This is a genomic window from Neoasaia chiangmaiensis, from assembly GCF_002005465.1.
Classification (GTDB): Bacteria; Pseudomonadota; Alphaproteobacteria; order Acetobacterales; family Acetobacteraceae; genus Neoasaia; species Neoasaia chiangmaiensis.
Window position 1 is genome coordinate 1,816,712 of record NZ_CP014691.1, and the last position, 16,145, is coordinate 1,832,856.

Here is a 16,145-nt window from a genome sequence, read left to right on the forward strand (position 1 = left end):
TGGACTGGACAGTCCATTCCGGAAGTCGCATGCCACGACGCCATTGTCCATATCAACGAGGACGAAAATGACAGGACAGCTCAAGAACGGCGATATCTTCCCGGATCTCGCGATCCCGAAAGTCGGGGGAGGCACACTGCGCCCGGCGAAAGACCTCAACGAAAAATATAGGGTTATCCTGATCTACCGGGGTCACTGGTGCCCGTTCTGCAATGAACAGATCGCCGCATTCGCGCAGGCCGCCAACGTCTTGTCGGAGGCCGAAATCGACGTAATGGCGTTCTCGGTGGATGACGAAGCGGCGTCGGCCATGTTTGCCGCGAAACATCACTGGCCATTCCCACTGGGCCATTCCGCCGACGTTGAGACAATCGTCGAAAACACCGGAGCCTATGACATGCACCACCCCAGCCGAGGCCATTTTCTGGAAACGACCGGCTTCATCCTCGCACCGGATGGCTCGATCGTGAATGCCGTGTATTCGACCCGCGCCATCGGACGCCTCGTTCCGGGAGACGCGATCCGGCTGGTCGCGTTCATGCGTTCGTTATCGAAATAAAACGCCGGCCCAGCTTTCAAAAAAAGGGCGCCCGGCATCATGCCGGGCGCCCGAAAATCACGACGCGTTGCCGGTCGGCTTCGTCCATTCATTCCCCTTCATGAAATCGTCGAGGGGCGTGTGAACAATGTGGTTGGTGTAATTGCTCATCACTTTGGTGGCGACGCCCAGCACAACCTCAAGCACGTTGCGGCGGGTGAAACCGGCATTGATAAAAGCGTCGACATCGGCATCCGCGACCTGGCCGCGGTTGCGGACAACCAACGTCGTGAAGTGATGGAGCGCTTCCAGCTTCGCATCCGGCAAGGGCTTGCCGGCACGCAAAGCCTCAATCACGCCCGCTTCCATCTTCTGCATTTTGGCCAGCGTCGTATGACCGGCCATGCAGTAACGGCACTCATTCTCGTAGTTCGAGGTGAGGTAAACGACCTGCTGCTCATGAGCGGTCAGTGTCGTCTTGGAAAACAGATCCCAAAGCGCCGTGTAGCCTGCCAGCAACTCCGGTGACTCGGCCATGTAGGATTGCAGGTTGGGCACGAAGCCGAAGGCACCCTTGACACCCTCGAAAATGGGGCGGGCCGCTTCGGGAGCGGTGTCGGTCGTATAAGCGGTGAATTGGGTCATTGGTCTGGTTTCCTCTCTGCCAAGGATTAGGTGACGGAGAGGAACTTGATCGATCGATTGCCGTGATCCTAGGGAGCGTCCGGGACTAACGCTTATGCCGCGCTGGAATAAGCAGAGCGCTTTCAGACCTTTCGCCTCATCCTCGTCGCCCAGTCCGGCAATCGGCGGGTTTCAAACAGGCCGTAACCCGCCAGAACGCGCAGCACCTCAAACAGCGCTACGCATCGTGTTTCATTAAAGCGTGACGTTCACGCCGAACTGGAAGGAACGCATGATCACGCCCTTCTGGGACCAGGACGAGTTGTAGAGATATCCGCCATAGGTCGCGTAATCCAGCGGTGCGCGGAAACCCAGCAGATTGTAGACGTTCGCATACATCGACCACCTTTTATTGATTTGATAGTTGACGGTCATATCGACGTCCCAAAAACCCTTGACGCGGCACTGGGTCGGATAAGCCGGCCCGTTCACCTGCACGCTCGCGCTGCCCAGGGCATTGGCACAGCTATGGCTGTAAAGCCCGTTGGCACCAGGCGATGCCACGCCGGAGTCATCGGCCACCGTTTTATAGCCGCTGGTGTAGTAAACCGTGGGCGTCACCGACAGGTTTTTGTAGGCAAAGGTGTTGGCCCAGTTGGCCCGCCAGCGCGGCGTGCCCGAAGCGGAAACGGCAGCGTAAGGCCCCAATGTGCCAGCAAATCGATAGACCGATCCATCCGGATTGACCTGATTGAAACGCCGCACGAAGGTCGCCGAGCCATTGCTGTACCACAGGATATTATGCAGAGCGCCTGGCAGATGGGCGTGCGCACTGATCGACATGTCAAAGCCATCCGTCATCTGGCTTTTGGCATTGATATATTCACCAGCAACATAGGCCGGGGCGGCCAGCGCATTCGGGTAGTTGCTGTCCTTCGGACCCTGGACGACAGTAATCCCGGCAGGCATTCCCGCATTCGTCCCACCGTTCTCAATCCACTGATTGAAATATTCGTTCGGGTTCAGAATGCCACTCGTGATATAGTGGTTTTTCTTGATGTAGTAGTATTCGAAGGAGAGCGTCATCCAGTTGGTCGGCTTGAAAACCGGGCCAATGGTATAGCTGGTCGATACTTCCGGCTTCAGGTTGGGATTGCCGACGTTCAACTGTCCCAGATAATTGCCCGACTGAACATAAGAGTCGTTACCATGGGTGTTCTGCCACGCCTGCACGGCGGGGCTGGTGCCCCAGGAGACCGGCACGAAACCTTCGGTCTGACCACCGGTTTCGGCAAAGCTCGGCACGCGGAACCCGCGATTGAAAGTGCCACGCAGAGTGATCTGCTTGATGGGTTTGAACTGAAAGCCGACTTTTGGCGAAAAGTGGCTGAAGCCTTCCGAATAGTGATCGAAACGACCCGATGTATCGATATTGAACTGCTTGACGATCGGCGCGCTGACTTCATAGAAGCCGGCTTCAACCCAGCGGTGGCCAAACTCGTCGACCGGGTTGTAGCTGGCCCACTGATTACCCGGGTTGTTCAGATCAAGCGGGTTGGCATTGGGATCGTTGACGGCTTCGTAGCGGATATTGCCGCCAATCGCCAGGCGCGCCATGCCGCCAGGCAGCTTGAACAGGCCTTTGCTCAACGTCGCCTGTCCGGAATACTCCTGTGAGCGTGCATTGATGGTCGCGGGCGGCATGATGTAGTTTATGACGCTCTGGGAATTTTGCGATGGGTTAACGAAGTTATACGTCCCATTCGTGATGGCGTTTTGCAGATGGCTGATATAGGGCTCGCCGGTCTGCACCTGATTGAGCAGGGTATTCATCCCCACAAAGTCGGCATTGTAGTCCCAATCCGACCCCCAATCGGAATGCGCCCAACCGGAATACCGAACCGATCCACGGAAATTGTTGGAGGTATCCGAGTTGACGGGAATCTGGTGGAACAGGCCGACCGCCTGAGCATCTTCGTGTTGTGCGGCATAAGGGTCATTCGGGTTGAGCTGACCGTTGGGCAATTGCCAGGGCAGAACCGTCGGGCTCGTCGTCACAAGTTCTGACTGCGTGGCCGCAGCATAGGCAGAAGGCGTTCCGGTAGTGACCGTGCGCGCCTGTGACCAGTTGAACATTGCAACCAGCTGGGAATTATCCGTCACATTCGCCGTGAAATGCGCAGTCGCGCTGACACGACGTATATCCGGTGCGATCATCGAATACTGCTTGGCATTCTGCGTGCAGGCCTGCGTCGTCGAGGTATCGCTTCCCCCCGTGAAGCCGGTACCCGTAACGGGCGGCAGACTGCCGCATCCAGCGGCAGGATTGAGCAAACCATAGCCCCCAACGCCCGCGCCATTAACGAACGGACGTGCAATCGCCGTAGGTGTGGCGCCGGTATAGGTCGAATTGAACTGGTTGGTGCCCGGCATCAGGGTATTGGTGTTGCCATTCGACCCACCGATGCCGGTCAGATCGCCATTGTTAAAGGGCGATTGCAACTGCCGGTAATAAAGCGGATCGTCCTGCTGATACTCGGAGTTGACGTAAAAATTGTAACCGTCGTTGTTCAGATCACCATGGCCATAGGTCGCATACAGGCGCTGATGACCCGCATCGCCACGCTGCGTCAGGCCACCTTCGGCATTGCCTTCGAAGCCCTTGATCTCCTTACGCGTCGTGAAGTTCACAACACCCGCAACGGCGTCAGCACCGTATGTCGCCGACCCGCCATCCTGCAGGACATCCGTACTTTCCAGGATCGACTGCGGAATCCAGGTTGTGTCGACGTAATTTCGCTCGCCATCGTCAGCAAGCGGATAATAGGAGTTTCGCTGTCCATCGATCAGCACAAGCGTCGAATCGGTGCTGAGACCCCGCAATGAAGGGGCCGAACCGCCCGGTGAAAAGCCACCCCCGGCGCTCCACTGGCTGGTGAGATTACCCGCACCGTTTGACGAGAGTTGCTGGACGATATCGTTGGCCGTCTTCAAGCCACGCGCCGCCATGTCCCGACGTGTGATGTGCGTAATCTCCGATGAACTCGTCGCATTCGGGTCATGAAAAAGCGTGCCGGTGACGACGATGTTCTCATTGCCTGAAGACGCGACCGGGAGTTGTGTCGCATCAGTCTGCGCTTGGGTCACGGTAGCCTGACGAGCCGATGTCACCCCGGTCGCAGATGCAGGGGCTGTTTGTTGCACAACCGGAGCGACGACCGGCTGCGCGGCCTGCGAAGCAGGATGGTGGTGCCGCTTGTGATTAGGCGTGGCCTGCGAAGATGTTGTGGCGGAAAACGCCGAGTGCGTTGACAAAACGGTCGCACCAAGCAGCAGGAGTGTTCGATGGGCCTTGGTGTAGGTCATTGTGAGAGACATCGTAAAACTTTGCATACCAAGATTGCGGACTATGTCCGATGTGCGGCAAAGTTGTTCAGCGTTTCGCGAAGACACAATTAAATTGTTGCCACCCAGGATCATTCCGATGTCGTTCGGGAGATTATGTTGCAAATAAGACACGATTTGACTTGAACGAAGGATTGCTACGCGCCCGCTTGGAAAATCACGCGTAGACATTTCAGCGCATGAGATGAGCGCCTATGGAGACGAAGATCATATTCTGTGACACGTCGAGGCGACGCTCGTCATCACGCACGAGCCGCCGCCAACCGGTCATCCAGCCGAAAGTCCTCTTGACCACCCAGCGTCGCGGCAGCACCTCGAAACCCTTTGTTCCGACGCGGCGGCGGATAATCTCGACGATGAAATCCAGATAGGTCGCCTTGCCCATCAACTTCAAAAGGGCATAAGCGCCATCCGCAAACAGATGCTTCACCCATGGCCAACGCCTGCGGATTGCATCCAGGATCATCTGGGCGCCGGCACTGTCGGAGATATCGGCCGAGGCCCAGATTGACCATCAGCAGGCGCCCGTCCGTGTCGATAGCAATAGGGCGCTTGCGTTCGGCGACCTTCTTGCCGGCATCGTAACCCCTTGTCTTTGCATGAGGTGCCTTGATGCTCTGGCTGTCGATCACCGCCGCTGTCGGACTGGCCTCGCAACCTGCCTGCTCCCGGTCGAGGCATCGGTTCAACGTCATGAATGGTCTGGAACAGGAACCGTCGCGCCAACTCACGAAACCAGCCATTAGACCGTGCGCCAGTGTCCGAAATGGATCGGCAGCATGCGCCAACCGCACCCTGAACGAACAAGATAGCGCACCGCGTTGATGACCTCGCAGAATTCACCCTCCCCTTGGACAGCCACGACGCCCAGGGTCTGGCATCAATGGCGCGATCCGCTCCCGTTCCTCATCGGTCAGATCAGACGGATAACGCTTCGTCTTGCGCGTCATGTTGGCCATTCGGCCTCGTTGTTCTGGCGTCCATATCCAGAGCCTGAATCACATCAGACGAATCTTCCAAACAGACTCTGAGGGCGGGTTCGCGCATTGTAAATACCTGAACGAACTCAACACGAAACCAGATAACAAATTATCACTGGTTCAAGTATATTTTCTCCAGTTTTTGGAAATATTCTGACATTTTCTCATATTTTTGCTCGGAAGTATGTCCCCAGAAATGAACGAATCCGGAGACGTCGCGCAATGTTTCCGGATCATTGCTGACATATTTTGCATATTTGGATATGCACGATGTATCTACATTGTATATCTTATAAGACAGATAGTTTATAACCTCCTGGTCCACCCAGACATTAAAACCCCTTCCATATGATTTTCCAATGTTTGTAATAGTTCTGCGGGCAATATCGAAAAAATCCTTTACTACACCATTTTTTGTGTTCGGGATGATAATCGTTCCACCATTATATCCAGCGGCATAGCTACTGACTTCAATATGGTCGAGTTGTATCAAGCCGGCACCAATTGCCGGATGAGTTTTCAACCGGTGAAAATCCTCCAGAGCCGCACATATTTTCCCAGATGCCGTTGCCTCTACCAACATCGGCTCCACAGGCCTGTCAAAAACAATATCCGGGTCAAGATACATTATCGGCTGATATTCTTTATACATCTCCTCGTTTATAATACTGAACTTCGAAGAAACATACCCAACGAAATCTTTCGGATACTTATTGTCAACCTGAAGTCGAGAAAACGGCAGTTCGTCACAAAGCGTCCGTATGTGCTCAATATTGCTGTCGGTCATAACAACAATCTTTCCACTAAAATCACCGAACTTTCGCAGCGATTTAATGCAGATACTCAACTGGTCCATGACGCTTTTACTTGAGTATGCCGTGATGTAAATCAGAGGGTTATATAATGAAAACAGTTCCACCTTCCAGGAATCGACAAACGCCCTCAACTGAAACTCACCGAAATCCTCAATTTTCTGGCGTCGAAAATCAATATCGAATGGCCCTATGGACATCAGGAACGGACTTCCGAAATATATTTCGGAGCCTGCATACAAATTCCCGTTACGTCTGGACACCCAGCTTTTGGACAGGGAAACAGCGACCTTGTCGAGCAAGGCCTCATCCAGCAGCATAAACTTCTCCCATAAGCTTATACTGTCTCTCGAGAAGGAAAATAAACTTTCGTCGCCAGATGACCTATAGTCGTAGCATAAATATTTCTTATCGTTGCTTATGAACGAGAAGGTGTTGTCCTCTTCGTTGTATTCAGCAAAAACTTCTCCAAAAGGTGAAATATAGCACAATATAGGCTCAATGTCATTTTCCATGAAAATGAAACGGTCTTCTTCATTTCCCAGGTCGATTTTTATATTCACCCGTACCGAAAATTCTTTTTCAACCTTTGCGATATCTGTGAAGTAGAATGATCCGTCTTTGTAATGTGCCACCTTGCATGCATGGTTTAATAAATACATATCTTCCTGCACAAAAATCATGTGGGGTTGGGAGAAAATCTTGTTTTTAACGCCGTCGCCTTATACCCGCATTCCATAAAAATTAGGAAGTGACGCTATTTTTATAGCAACCATTCCTCCGGCCAATCTCGAAAGATTTTATCACAGAAACTGGTCAAAAAGAGTAAACCCGACATAATGAATGATACTGCGGCACCCCAGATTCGGAAAATGGAGAGTATTAATACGCGGACCCCTGTCCTCTCGTTGGACAGTCTTCTTCTCCGCCGCGTCATTGCGTCTTTCGTCCCCAAATGGTTCGATCGTCTCCTGGCGGCCGGCGTTACGGTCTTTCTCCTGGCCGGCATTCACACGGAAATGGAAAAAGCAAATCTCCCCGCCATCATCGCTCTCGGAATTTTTACCGGAGCCATAATAGCCCGTATCGCTCGACACTATACTTCAGCGCGCCTGCGATTTCACGAAACATATGGCCCGCTTACCGCGTACATGAACCCGATTACGCGCAAAAACTATACCGCCGCCATTCATATAACAACCTGCGGCATCATGACCGTGATCGCGACAATCCTGGACTACCGTTCAGCTATACCCGTCCTGACGGGCTATATTTCAGCAAATCTCGTTCCCCTTCCGTCAAAAACCCGCGCGCCGCTCTCACCCCCACGCCAACGACGCTTCCGGTTCCCCACCTTCCGCAACGGCATCGCCCAGGCCATCGTCATCCTCGCCACCACCGCCGCCCTCAAGAGCGTCAGCCCACCCCACATCCTCCTCCCGCTTTTCGGCATCGCTGCCTTCCTGTCCCTCGCGCACCTCTCCCGCATGGACCACGCAACAATCCGCTTCATGGCCATCGCCGGCCTCGGCTGCGCCACCACCCTCCGGCACCACATTCACGGCCTGCTCGGCTTCGCCACCATCATGCTCCCCGCCGCACCCTGCCTGCTCGGCGCAGCAGGCTTCGCCATCACCGGCGGCCTGCTGACCGTCAGCAGCATCACGGCCGTCCTCACCGTCTTCCTCCACCGCCTCTACAACCGCCGAACCTGCGACGCCCTCCTGACCCTCATCCTCCTCGCCTACGTCCTCACCGCCGCCTTCTTCATCGCATCCGGCCCCGTCGGCATCGTGTCCATCCTCCTCCTCGTCACAGCCCTGCTGCTGACCGCACTCCACCGCATCGCCCGAACCCGAACCTGGCGCCTCCCATGACCAACCCGCATCTCACCCTCCGGAACGTCAGCGTCGCACGCGGCACCCGTCTCGCCGTGCAGGACATCTCCCTCTCCATCCACCGCAGCCAATGGTTCGGCATCATCGGCGCCAACGGCTCCGGCAAGACAACCCTCCTGCGCGCCACCGCCGGTCGCCTGCCCTTCGCCACAGGCACCTGCACCCTCGACAACACCGACATCACGACGAACCGCGAACACCGCGCCCGCCACATCGGCTTCGCCCCACCCGCCGACACCCTGCCGGACGCCCTGCGCGTCCGCGAACTCCTCGGCTTCGTCACGCCGGACCCCGACACCTTCACCAGGCAACTCGGCCCCCTCGGCCACGCCCTCGGCCTGTCGGACATGCTCGACCGCTGGATCGGCGACTGCTCCGCCGGCATGCGCCAACGCGTCGCTCTGGCCCTCGCCTTCACGACCGACACAGGAACGGTCATCCTGGACGAACCCTTCAACTGGCTCGATCCCGTCGCCACCTACGACCTCAAACACGCCCTGCAAGCCCGCGTCGCCCAGGGCCTCACACTCATCACCGCCCTGCACGACCTCACCACACTGGCACAATGCTGCACCGGCGGCGCCATGCTCGCGAACGGCCGCATCGTCCTCAACCTCACCGAACACGACCTGTCGGACGCCAACCATGACCTCCGGGATTTCGAAGCCCGCACCATCGAACGCCTGCGCCACTGAACCACCACCCCGCTGCGACAACGCCACCAAAGACAGCGGACACCCCACCTGGGCCACCTTTCTTTCCTGCCGAAAAAGCCCGTTCCGCCATAAAATCCCCTCACGAACCCTCTATCGACGATCCCGACCCGAAACTTTCCTTCTGTTCTTAAGCACTTCGCGGCTATAGTTCATCCAAAGCCCGAATGCAGCAGAGTCCCGCCGCCGCCCACGCGCCACGGCTGGCCCATGATGACAGGATCGCGATACTTGGCCTCGTTCAGCCGACTCACCACCCCCGGTATGACCTCGCCGAAGCTTCGCGGGCAACTCCGTGCCCGCCTCGCCGAACTCGGCGGCCTCGGCCTGCTCGTCCTGGCCGCCGCACTGGCCGCGGCATTGTGGAGCTACAACCCACTCGACCCGTCGTTCAACACCGCGACCGGCGCCGCACCAACCAACCTCCTGGGCCAGATCGGCGCCTCCCTCGCCGACGGCCTCGTGCAATGGCTGGGCCTGGCCAGCGGCCTGCCCATCGTCGTGCTCGTCGCCTGGGCCTGGCAGATCGCCCGCCACCACCGCCTCGGCGCCCCGCTGGTGCGCCTGTTCTCGCTGATCTTCCTGCTGCCCGTCTTCGCCGCCACGGTCGCCTCCATCCAGGTGCTCATCCCCGCCCTGCAAACCACTTGGCCCGCCCGCGCCGGCTTCGGCGGCCAGATCGGCCTCAGCCTCGCCCAACGCGCGGTCGGCGCCGGACAGGCGGAACTCGGCCACGCAGGCAGCCTCGTCGGCGTGGTCCTCGGCGCGCTGCTGCTTCTGCTGCTCCTGCCACTCTCCATGGGCCTGACACGCCGGGAATGGAATTTCCTGTGGCGCGGCGCGAACACCCTCGCCCGTCAGCCCAACCGCATCGTGCAACGCCTCAACGGCAAGTCCCAGGCCACCCCGCCGGACTGGCGCCAATACGAGGCGCAATACGCCCCCCGGACCGATTACGACGCCCCGCGCGCCGCCGATCCCGCCCGGCGACGCCCCTTCACCCCGGCCAATACCGGCTGGCTGCAACCCCCGGGCCAGGACGACGAACACGCCTTCGCCGAAGCCACCTCCCGTCGCGCCGCCACGCCGGAGGAACCCCGCCCGGCCCCCTCGAACCCCTATGCCGACCAGCTCGCCCGCATCGCGCGCGACCGGGAGACGCCCCCCGCACCCCTGCCCGCCGAACGCGGTAACGGCCGTTTCGAAGGCCCGGCCACCCACGCCCCCGTCGCCGAAACGGCACAGGACACGATGCTCATGCCACCCCCGGCCGACACGCTGGCGGATGAGGACGAGGACAACGACACGCCGGAGCCCATCGGCACCTTCAAGCGCGGCTTCTTCAGCCGCCTGCGCGGCGAACGCCCCGCCGAGCGCGAACCCGCGCGCCCCACACCCGGCCCGTCGAGCTGGGAACCTTCCGACTGGAAACTCCCCTCGCTCGACCTGCTCAAAAAGGCCCCACCCCACGCCAATACCGGCCCCTCGCAGGAAGTGCTGCAAGCCAATGCCCGCCTGCTGGAAACGGTGCTGAGCGACTACGGCGTGCAGGGCCAGATCGGCGATATCCATGCCGGGCCGGTCGTCACGCTCTACGAACTCGAACCCGCACCGGGCATCCGCTCCGCCCGCGTCATCGGCCTGGCGGACGATATCGCCCGCTCGCTCTCCGTGCTCAGCGTGCGCATCGCCACCGTGCCGGGCCGCAACGTCATCGGCATCGAAGTCCCCAACGCCTCGCGTGAGACGGTGTATTTCTCGGAACTGCTCGAAGCCCCGGAATGGCGCAACGCATCCGGCCAGCTCAGCCTCGCCCTGGGCAAGGACATCGCCGGCAACCCCGTCTATGCCGACCTCGCCCGCATGCCGCACCTGCTGATCGCCGGCACCACCGGCTCGGGCAAGTCGGTCGGCGTCAACGCCATGATCCTCTCGCTGCTCTACCGCCTCTCGCCGGAAGAGTGCCGCCTGATCATGATCGATCCCAAGATCCTCGAACTCTCGATCTACGACGGCATCCCCCACCTGCTGACCCCCGTCGTCACCGAACCCAACAAGGCCGTCTCCGCCCTGAAATGGACGGTGCGCGAGATGGACAAGCGCTACCGCTCGATGGCCCATCTCCAGGTCCGCAACCTCGCCGGCTACAACCAGCGCGTCCGAGAGGCCCGCGCCTCCGGCGAACTCCTGACCCGCCGCGTCCAGACCGGCTTCGACCCCGAAACCAACCGGCCGGTCTTCGACGAACAACAGCTCAACCTCGAAACCATGCCCCATATCGTCGTCATCATCGACGAGATGGCCGACCTCATGATGGTCGCGGGCAAGGAAATCGAAGCCGCCGTCCAGCGCCTCGCCCAGAAAGCCCGCGCCGCCGGCATCCACGTCATCATGGCCACCCAGCGCCCGTCGGTGGACGTCATCACCGGCACCATCAAGGCCAACTTCCCCACGCGCATCTCCTTCCAGGTCATCAGCAAGTTCGACAGCCGCACCATCCTGGGCGAACAGGGCGCCGAACAGCTCCTCGGCCAGGGCGACATGCTGTTCATGCAGGGCGGCGGCCGCATCACCCGCGTCCACGGCCCCTTCGTCGGCGACGCGGAAGTCGAGGACGTCGTGGCCGACCTGCGCTCCAAGGGCGAGCCGGTCTATAACGACGACGTCATCGCCGGACTGGAAGAGGAAGCCGACGCCAAGAGCAGCAGCGGCAACGGTGGCAGCGGCGGCGGCTACGACGCCGAAACCAGCCTGTTCGACCAAGCCGTGCAGATCGTCGCGCGCGAAGGCAAGGCCTCCACCTCCTTCATCCAGCGCCATCTCTCGATCGGCTACAACCGCGCCGCCAAAATCATCGAACAGATGGAAAAGGAAGGCATCGTCAGCGCCGCCAACCACGTCGGCAAACGCGAGATCCTGGTCCGGCGCACCACAGACGACGACGAATGAAACCCCCGCGCCGTCGCCCCAACGGCGGCAACCACAAGGACAATCACAGGGGTGGCCACAGGGACAGCACCAACAGACCGGACGGCGAACGCGCCCCGCCCCTCTTCCCCTACCCGATCCTCTACCGCTCCCCGCGCTTCGTCGTCGTCGAGAAGCCACCCGGCCTCCCCGTCCATCCCGGCCCCCGCACCACGCGAACCCTCGAAGACGCCCTGCCCGCCCTCAGCCGCCGCCCGGACGGCCCCTGGCTCGCCCACCGGCTGGACGCGGACACCGCCGGCTGCGTCCTCATCGCCCTCCGCAAACAGGCCCTGCTCGACGCCCAGGAATGCTTCCGCGCCCATCGCGTCGGCAAGACCTACTGGGCCGTCGTGACCGGCAGGCCCGCCAGCGAGAGCGGCACGATCGACATCCCCCTCGCCCGTCAGGACAGCCCCAGCGGCTGGCGCATGATCGCCACCCCCTCGCCGGACGCCCAACCCGCCCGAACAGACTGGCGCACACTCGGCCACGCCAATGGCCTGACATGGCTGGAACTCACGCTGCACACCGGCCGCACACATCAGGCCCGCGTCCATTGCGCCGCCCTCGGCTGCCCGATCCTCGGAGACCCGCTCTACAATCCCGAAAAAACCACCGCGCCGCTGCACCTGCTCAGCCGTCGCCTGCAACTCACACCCGGCACGGAACGGATCGACGCCACCGCCACGCCACCGCCCGCCATGGCCGACACACTCGCCCGCCTCGGCTACCGCCGCGAGGAAAGCAGGAACCAGAGCCGGAAAACCAGCGTCTCGGACGGCGTCTGACGCACCAGCCCGCGCCACCGGCGCAAGACCCGCCAGCGCGCCCGCACACCCTGCGACAGACACGCCCGCAAATCCGAAAGAATCGCCCGCGCCGTCGCATCCAGCCGCTCCGGCCGCGCCGACAGACGCACCACATTGGCGTCGAAAATCGCCATGAACATATTCGGCCCACGCCGCAACGCCGCCCAGCCACGCCACATCCAGGAAGGATGCGCGCCGACCGTATTGCCGCTATGCTGCCGATAATAACTGACACAACGCGGATCAGCCGCCACGCGCCCCCCCGCCGCCGTCACGACGAGATACGCCCACCAGTCGTGCAGAACCCCGGCAGGCGGGCCGAAATCACGCAACAGCGCCACCGCCGCCGCATTCAGTACGATCGTATGCCCCGTGGCGATATTCTGCGTCAGCGCCGCCGCGAACCCCGGCGCCCGCCGAAAAACCGCCGATTCCGCCCGTACCTTCAGGGCCGCATCCGTCAGATATTGCCGCCCGCAATACAGGATCGGCCGCTCCCCGGCGGCCCCGGTGCCCATCGTCGCCATCGCCCAGGCCAGCTTCTCCGCCCGCCAGACATCGTCCTGATCGGCAAACGCCACGCAGGCCCCCACCGGCACCCCGGCAAGCAACGCCATGTAGGAATCCGCAATCCCCAGCCGCCCCGGATGCGACGTGATCTCCACACAACGCCCGGCCCCACGATGCGCCTGAAAGGACAGCATGATGGCCCGCGATGCATCGTCCGATCCGTCGTCGCGCCAGTAAACCACCCAGTTCGGGTCCGTCTGAGCCACGATGCTGTCAAGCTGATCGTTGAGGAACGCCTCCCCATTATAAACGGAAAGCAGGATCGCGACCGGTTGCCCGACACGCCCACCCTGCTCCTCCGTTCCACGAACCATACGCGGTAACCATCGGCGCGCTGCACCGCTCTCAGACATCGCCAACCCTACCGCGTCGCGGTCATCGTCAGCCGGCCATCACGGCGCGGCGAACAACGTCCGTACCGTCCGCGCCACACTCTCACGCCAGTCCGGCAACGTCACGCCGAAAACCCGCGTCAGCTTGCCGCAATCCAGCCGCGAATCCTGCGGTCGCTTCGCCGGCGTCGGCCAGTCCTCGGTGCGGATCGCCGTCACGCCCGGCATCGCCTGCCCATGCTCGCGCGCCTCTTCCAGCGCCGCCACGGCCAGACCATGCCACGTCGTCTCACCCTGGCCACTGGCATGATAGATCCCGGCATAGGAATCCTGCCAGCCACCCTGCTCGATCCTGCCGATGATCGCCAGGATCGCCGCCGCCAGATCGTCCGAACTGGTCGGATTGCCGCGCTGGTCACCCACCACTTTCAATTGCGGGTTCTTCGCGCCCGCATTTATCATCGTCTTGACGAAATTCTTGCCATGCGCCGAATAAACCCACGACGTCCGCAGAACGATACTGCGCGGATTGGCCGCCAGCACCGCCTGCTCGCCCTCAGCCTTCGTGCGGCCGTAAACCGTCTGCGGCGTCACTGGATCGGTCTCCAGATACGGCGCGCCCTTGTCCCCGGCAAAAACATAATCGGTCGAGACATGGATGAACGGAATGCCCGCCGCGGCGCAGGCCCCGGCCAATGCCGCCGGACCACTGTTATTGGCCCGCTCCGCGCCTTCGGTCTCGGTCTCCGCCAGATCGACCGCCGTCCAGGCCGCCGCATTCACCACCACCGCCGGGCTGTATTTCCCGACAGCCGCCGCAATCGTCTCAGGCCTGTCGAAATCGAACTCCGGTCGCCCGACCCGCACGATCCGCGACCCGCCGAGATTGACCAGCGACGTCGCCAGCTGCCCGTTACCGCCCGTCACCAGGATCGGGCCCTGCATGTTCTCAGCCATCAGTAATGGAACCACCCCTTCGCTTCGGTGAAATGCGGCGCCACCAGATCCTTGTCGGACAGCACCGCCTCCTCCGGCTTGATCGGCCAGTCGATGCCGATATGCGGACAATTCCAGATCACCGCCCGCTCGGACGCCTTGTCATAAACGTCGGTGCACTTGTACTGCACCTCGGCATTCTCGGTCAGCGTCACGAAACCATGCAGGAACCCCGGCGGCACCCAGAGCTGCGACCAGTTCTCCTCGGAAAGCTCCGCCGCCACCCACTTGCCATAGGTCGGCGATCCCGTCCGCGCATCCACCGCCACGTCCCAGATCGCACCCTTCGTGCACCGCACCAGCTTGCCCTGAACATGCGGCGACACCTGGCAATGCAATCCACGCACAACGCCCTTCTGGCGCGACAGGCTCTGATTGTCCTGCACGAACGGCAGATCGATCCCCGCATCGGTCATCCGATGCAGGTTATACGTCTCGGAAAAGAACCCCCGATTGTCACCGAAACGCGGCGGCGTCACCAGAATGACGTCGGGAATCTCAAGCCGTTCAACCTTCATGCACTCAGCCTCGCTGCTGGATAAACTGGGGAACCGTCGTCAAAGCGCGCCGACGGCCCGTTCGTTTCCCCGTCCAGTTCAATGATTGGGATGCTGCCCATGATCGGCAAGCTCGAAAAGCATCCGCCCCAACTCCGTCTTTTTAACTTTCGTCGCCAGTTCACGGAGCTGCGCCTTGTCGATGAACCCCATGCGGAACGCCACCTCTTCCGGCGATCCCACCAGCATGCCCTGACGGGACTGGATGGTCTGCACGAACGTGCCGGCCTGCATCAGGCTGTCCGGCATCCCGGCATCCAGCCACGCACAGCCACGACCCAGACGATCGACCTGCAACGTGCCCTCCTCCAGATACATCCGGTTCAGGTCGGTGATCTCAAGCTCCCCGCGCGGACTCGGCTTCACCTTCTTGGCCAGTTCGACCACCCGTTTGTCGTAGAAATAAAGCCCCGTGATCGCCCAGTTGGACTCGGGTTTCTCCGGCTTCTCGACCACCTCCAGCGCCCGGCCGCTCTCGTCGAACGACACCACGCCATAACGCTCCGGATCGCGCACCTGATAGGCGAACACCGTCGCCCCCTGCGGCCGCTTCGCCGCTGCCCGCAACAGAACGCCCAGATGATCGGCGAAGATCAGGTTGTCGCCCAGCGCCAGCGCACAGGCCGAATTCTCCAGCCAGTCCTCGGCAATCAGGAACGCCTGCGCCAGACCGTCCGGCGAAGGCTGCTCCCGATACTCGAACCGCACGCCGAACTGCGAACCATCGCCAAGCAGGCGCTGGAACTGCGGCATGTCATGCGGCGTCGTGATAATCATGATCTCCCGAATACCCGCCAGCATCAGCGTGGAGAGCGGGTAATAGATCATCGGCTTGTCATAGACCGGCAGCAACTGCTTGGACGACGCCAGCGTCATCGGATGCAACCGCGTCCCCGACCCGCCGGCCAGGATGATGCCCTTCATGGGCGCTGCGTTCGTGA

The 16,145-nt window shown here is 60.6% G+C and carries 13 protein-coding genes and 1 pseudogene; 5 read left to right on the forward strand and 9 right to left on the reverse strand.

Annotated features, from left to right (window positions below; genetic code table 11):
- Positions 1–67 precede the first annotated feature (67 nt).
- Complete coding sequence (locus tag A0U93_RS08580; protein ID WP_077806988.1) at positions 68–559, forward strand: redoxin domain-containing protein; 492 nt, start codon at positions 68–70, stop codon at positions 557–559.
- Between the two features lie 57 nt (positions 560–616).
- Here A0U93_RS08580 and A0U93_RS08585 read toward each other — a convergent pair whose 3' ends face one another.
- The 5 genes and pseudogenes from A0U93_RS08585 to A0U93_RS16420 form a co-directional block, all read right to left on the reverse strand.
- On the reverse strand, positions 617–1,183 hold the full coding sequence (locus A0U93_RS08585; protein WP_077806989.1) for a carboxymuconolactone decarboxylase family protein: 567 nt from the start codon (positions 1,181–1,183) through the stop codon (positions 617–619).
- Positions 1,184–1,417: 234 nt separating this feature from the next.
- A complete protein-coding gene (locus A0U93_RS08590; RefSeq protein WP_245824786.1) occupies positions 1,418–4,540 on the reverse strand; it encodes a TonB-dependent receptor plug domain-containing protein in 3,123 nt (1,040 codons plus the stop codon).
- A 199-nt stretch (positions 4,541–4,739) separates the two neighbouring features.
- A pseudogene (locus A0U93_RS08595) lies at positions 4,740–5,553 on the reverse strand (IS5 family transposase).
- Positions 5,554–5,659: 106 nt separating this feature from the next.
- Positions 5,660–7,042, reverse strand: coding sequence for a hypothetical protein (locus A0U93_RS08600; protein ID WP_077806991.1), 1,383 nt, complete (start codon positions 7,040–7,042; stop codon positions 5,660–5,662).
- A gap of 120 nt (positions 7,043–7,162) precedes the next feature.
- Positions 7,163–7,456 carry a hypothetical protein gene (locus tag A0U93_RS16420; protein WP_147151032.1) on the reverse strand — a complete coding sequence of 98 codons (294 nt, stop codon included), beginning with the start codon at positions 7,454–7,456 and terminating at the stop codon, positions 7,163–7,165.
- Positions 7,457–7,510: 54 nt separating this feature from the next.
- On the opposite strand from A0U93_RS16420, the gene A0U93_RS08605 reads away from it, so the two are divergent.
- The 4 genes from A0U93_RS08605 (at position 7,511) to A0U93_RS08620 (ending at position 12,728) form a co-directional block, all read left to right on the forward strand.
- Positions 7,511–8,236 carry a hypothetical protein gene (locus A0U93_RS08605; RefSeq protein WP_147151034.1) on the forward strand — a complete coding sequence of 242 codons (726 nt, stop codon included), beginning with the start codon at positions 7,511–7,513 and terminating at the stop codon, positions 8,234–8,236.
- Positions 8,233–8,952: an ATP-binding cassette domain-containing protein gene (locus A0U93_RS08610; RefSeq protein WP_077806993.1), complete on the forward strand. Its 720-nt coding sequence runs from the start codon at positions 8,233–8,235 to the stop codon at positions 8,950–8,952. The genes A0U93_RS08605 and A0U93_RS08610 overlap by 4 nt, the downstream gene beginning before the upstream one ends.
- 282 nt (positions 8,953–9,234) lie before the next feature.
- Positions 9,235–11,919 (forward strand): DNA translocase FtsK, encoded by a 2,685-nt coding sequence (locus A0U93_RS08615; RefSeq protein WP_077806994.1) that lies wholly within the window; start codon positions 9,235–9,237, stop codon positions 11,917–11,919.
- A complete protein-coding gene (locus A0U93_RS08620; protein WP_077806995.1) occupies positions 11,916–12,728 on the forward strand; it encodes an RluA family pseudouridine synthase in 813 nt (270 codons plus the stop codon). The genes A0U93_RS08615 and A0U93_RS08620 overlap by 4 nt, the downstream gene beginning before the upstream one ends.
- Here the strand turns inward: A0U93_RS08620 and A0U93_RS08625 are convergent.
- The 4 genes from A0U93_RS08625 to rfbA form a co-directional block, all read right to left on the reverse strand.
- Complete coding sequence (locus tag A0U93_RS08625; RefSeq protein ID WP_245824787.1) at positions 12,668–13,672, reverse strand: glycosyltransferase; 1,005 nt, start codon at positions 13,670–13,672, stop codon at positions 12,668–12,670. The genes A0U93_RS08620 and A0U93_RS08625 overlap by 61 nt on opposite strands.
- A 39-nt stretch (positions 13,673–13,711) precedes the next feature.
- A complete protein-coding gene (gene rfbD, locus A0U93_RS08630) occupies positions 13,712–14,608 on the reverse strand; it encodes a dTDP-4-dehydrorhamnose reductase (RefSeq protein ID WP_077806997.1) in 897 nt (298 codons plus the stop codon).
- Positions 14,608–15,165: a dTDP-4-dehydrorhamnose 3,5-epimerase gene (rfbC, locus tag A0U93_RS08635; protein WP_077806998.1), complete on the reverse strand. Its 558-nt coding sequence runs from the start codon at positions 15,163–15,165 to the stop codon at positions 14,608–14,610. Before rfbC ends, rfbD begins: the two co-directional genes overlap by 1 nt.
- Positions 15,166–15,243: 78 nt before the next feature.
- Positions 15,244–16,128: a glucose-1-phosphate thymidylyltransferase RfbA gene (gene rfbA, locus A0U93_RS08640; protein WP_147151072.1), complete on the reverse strand. Its 885-nt coding sequence runs from the start codon at positions 16,126–16,128 to the stop codon at positions 15,244–15,246.
- Positions 16,129–16,145: the final 17 nt, after the last annotated feature.

Coding starts and splice junctions, on each gene's coding strand:
- A0U93_RS08580 (WP_077806988.1), top strand. CDS start 68: ATGACAGGACAGCTCAAGAACGGCGATATCTTCCCGGATCTCGCGATC.
- A0U93_RS08585 (WP_077806989.1), bottom strand. CDS start 1,183: ATGACCCAATTCACCGCTTATACGACCGACACCGCTCCCGAAGCGGCC.
- A0U93_RS08590 (WP_245824786.1), bottom strand. CDS start 4,540: ATGTCTCTCACAATGACCTACACCAAGGCCCATCGAACACTCCTGCTG.
- A0U93_RS08600 (WP_077806991.1), bottom strand. CDS start 7,042: ATGATTTTTGTGCAGGAAGATATGTATTTATTAAACCATGCATGCAAG.
- A0U93_RS08605 (WP_147151034.1), top strand. CDS start 7,511: ATGAACCCGATTACGCGCAAAAACTATACCGCCGCCATTCATATAACA.
- A0U93_RS08610 (WP_077806993.1), top strand. CDS start 8,233: ATGACCAACCCGCATCTCACCCTCCGGAACGTCAGCGTCGCACGCGGC.
- A0U93_RS08615 (WP_077806994.1), top strand. CDS start 9,235: ATGACCTCGCCGAAGCTTCGCGGGCAACTCCGTGCCCGCCTCGCCGAA.
- A0U93_RS08620 (WP_077806995.1), top strand. CDS start 11,916: ATGAAACCCCCGCGCCGTCGCCCCAACGGCGGCAACCACAAGGACAAT.
- A0U93_RS08625 (WP_245824787.1), bottom strand. CDS start 13,672: ATGTCTGAGAGCGGTGCAGCGCGCCGATGGTTACCGCGTATGGTTCGT.
- rfbD (WP_077806997.1), bottom strand. CDS start 14,608: ATGGCTGAGAACATGCAGGGCCCGATCCTGGTGACGGGCGGTAACGGG.
- rfbC (WP_077806998.1), bottom strand. CDS start 15,165: ATGAAGGTTGAACGGCTTGAGATTCCCGACGTCATTCTGGTGACGCCG.
- rfbA (WP_147151072.1), bottom strand. CDS start 16,128: ATGAAGGGCATCATCCTGGCCGGCGGGTCGGGGACGCGGTTGCATCCG.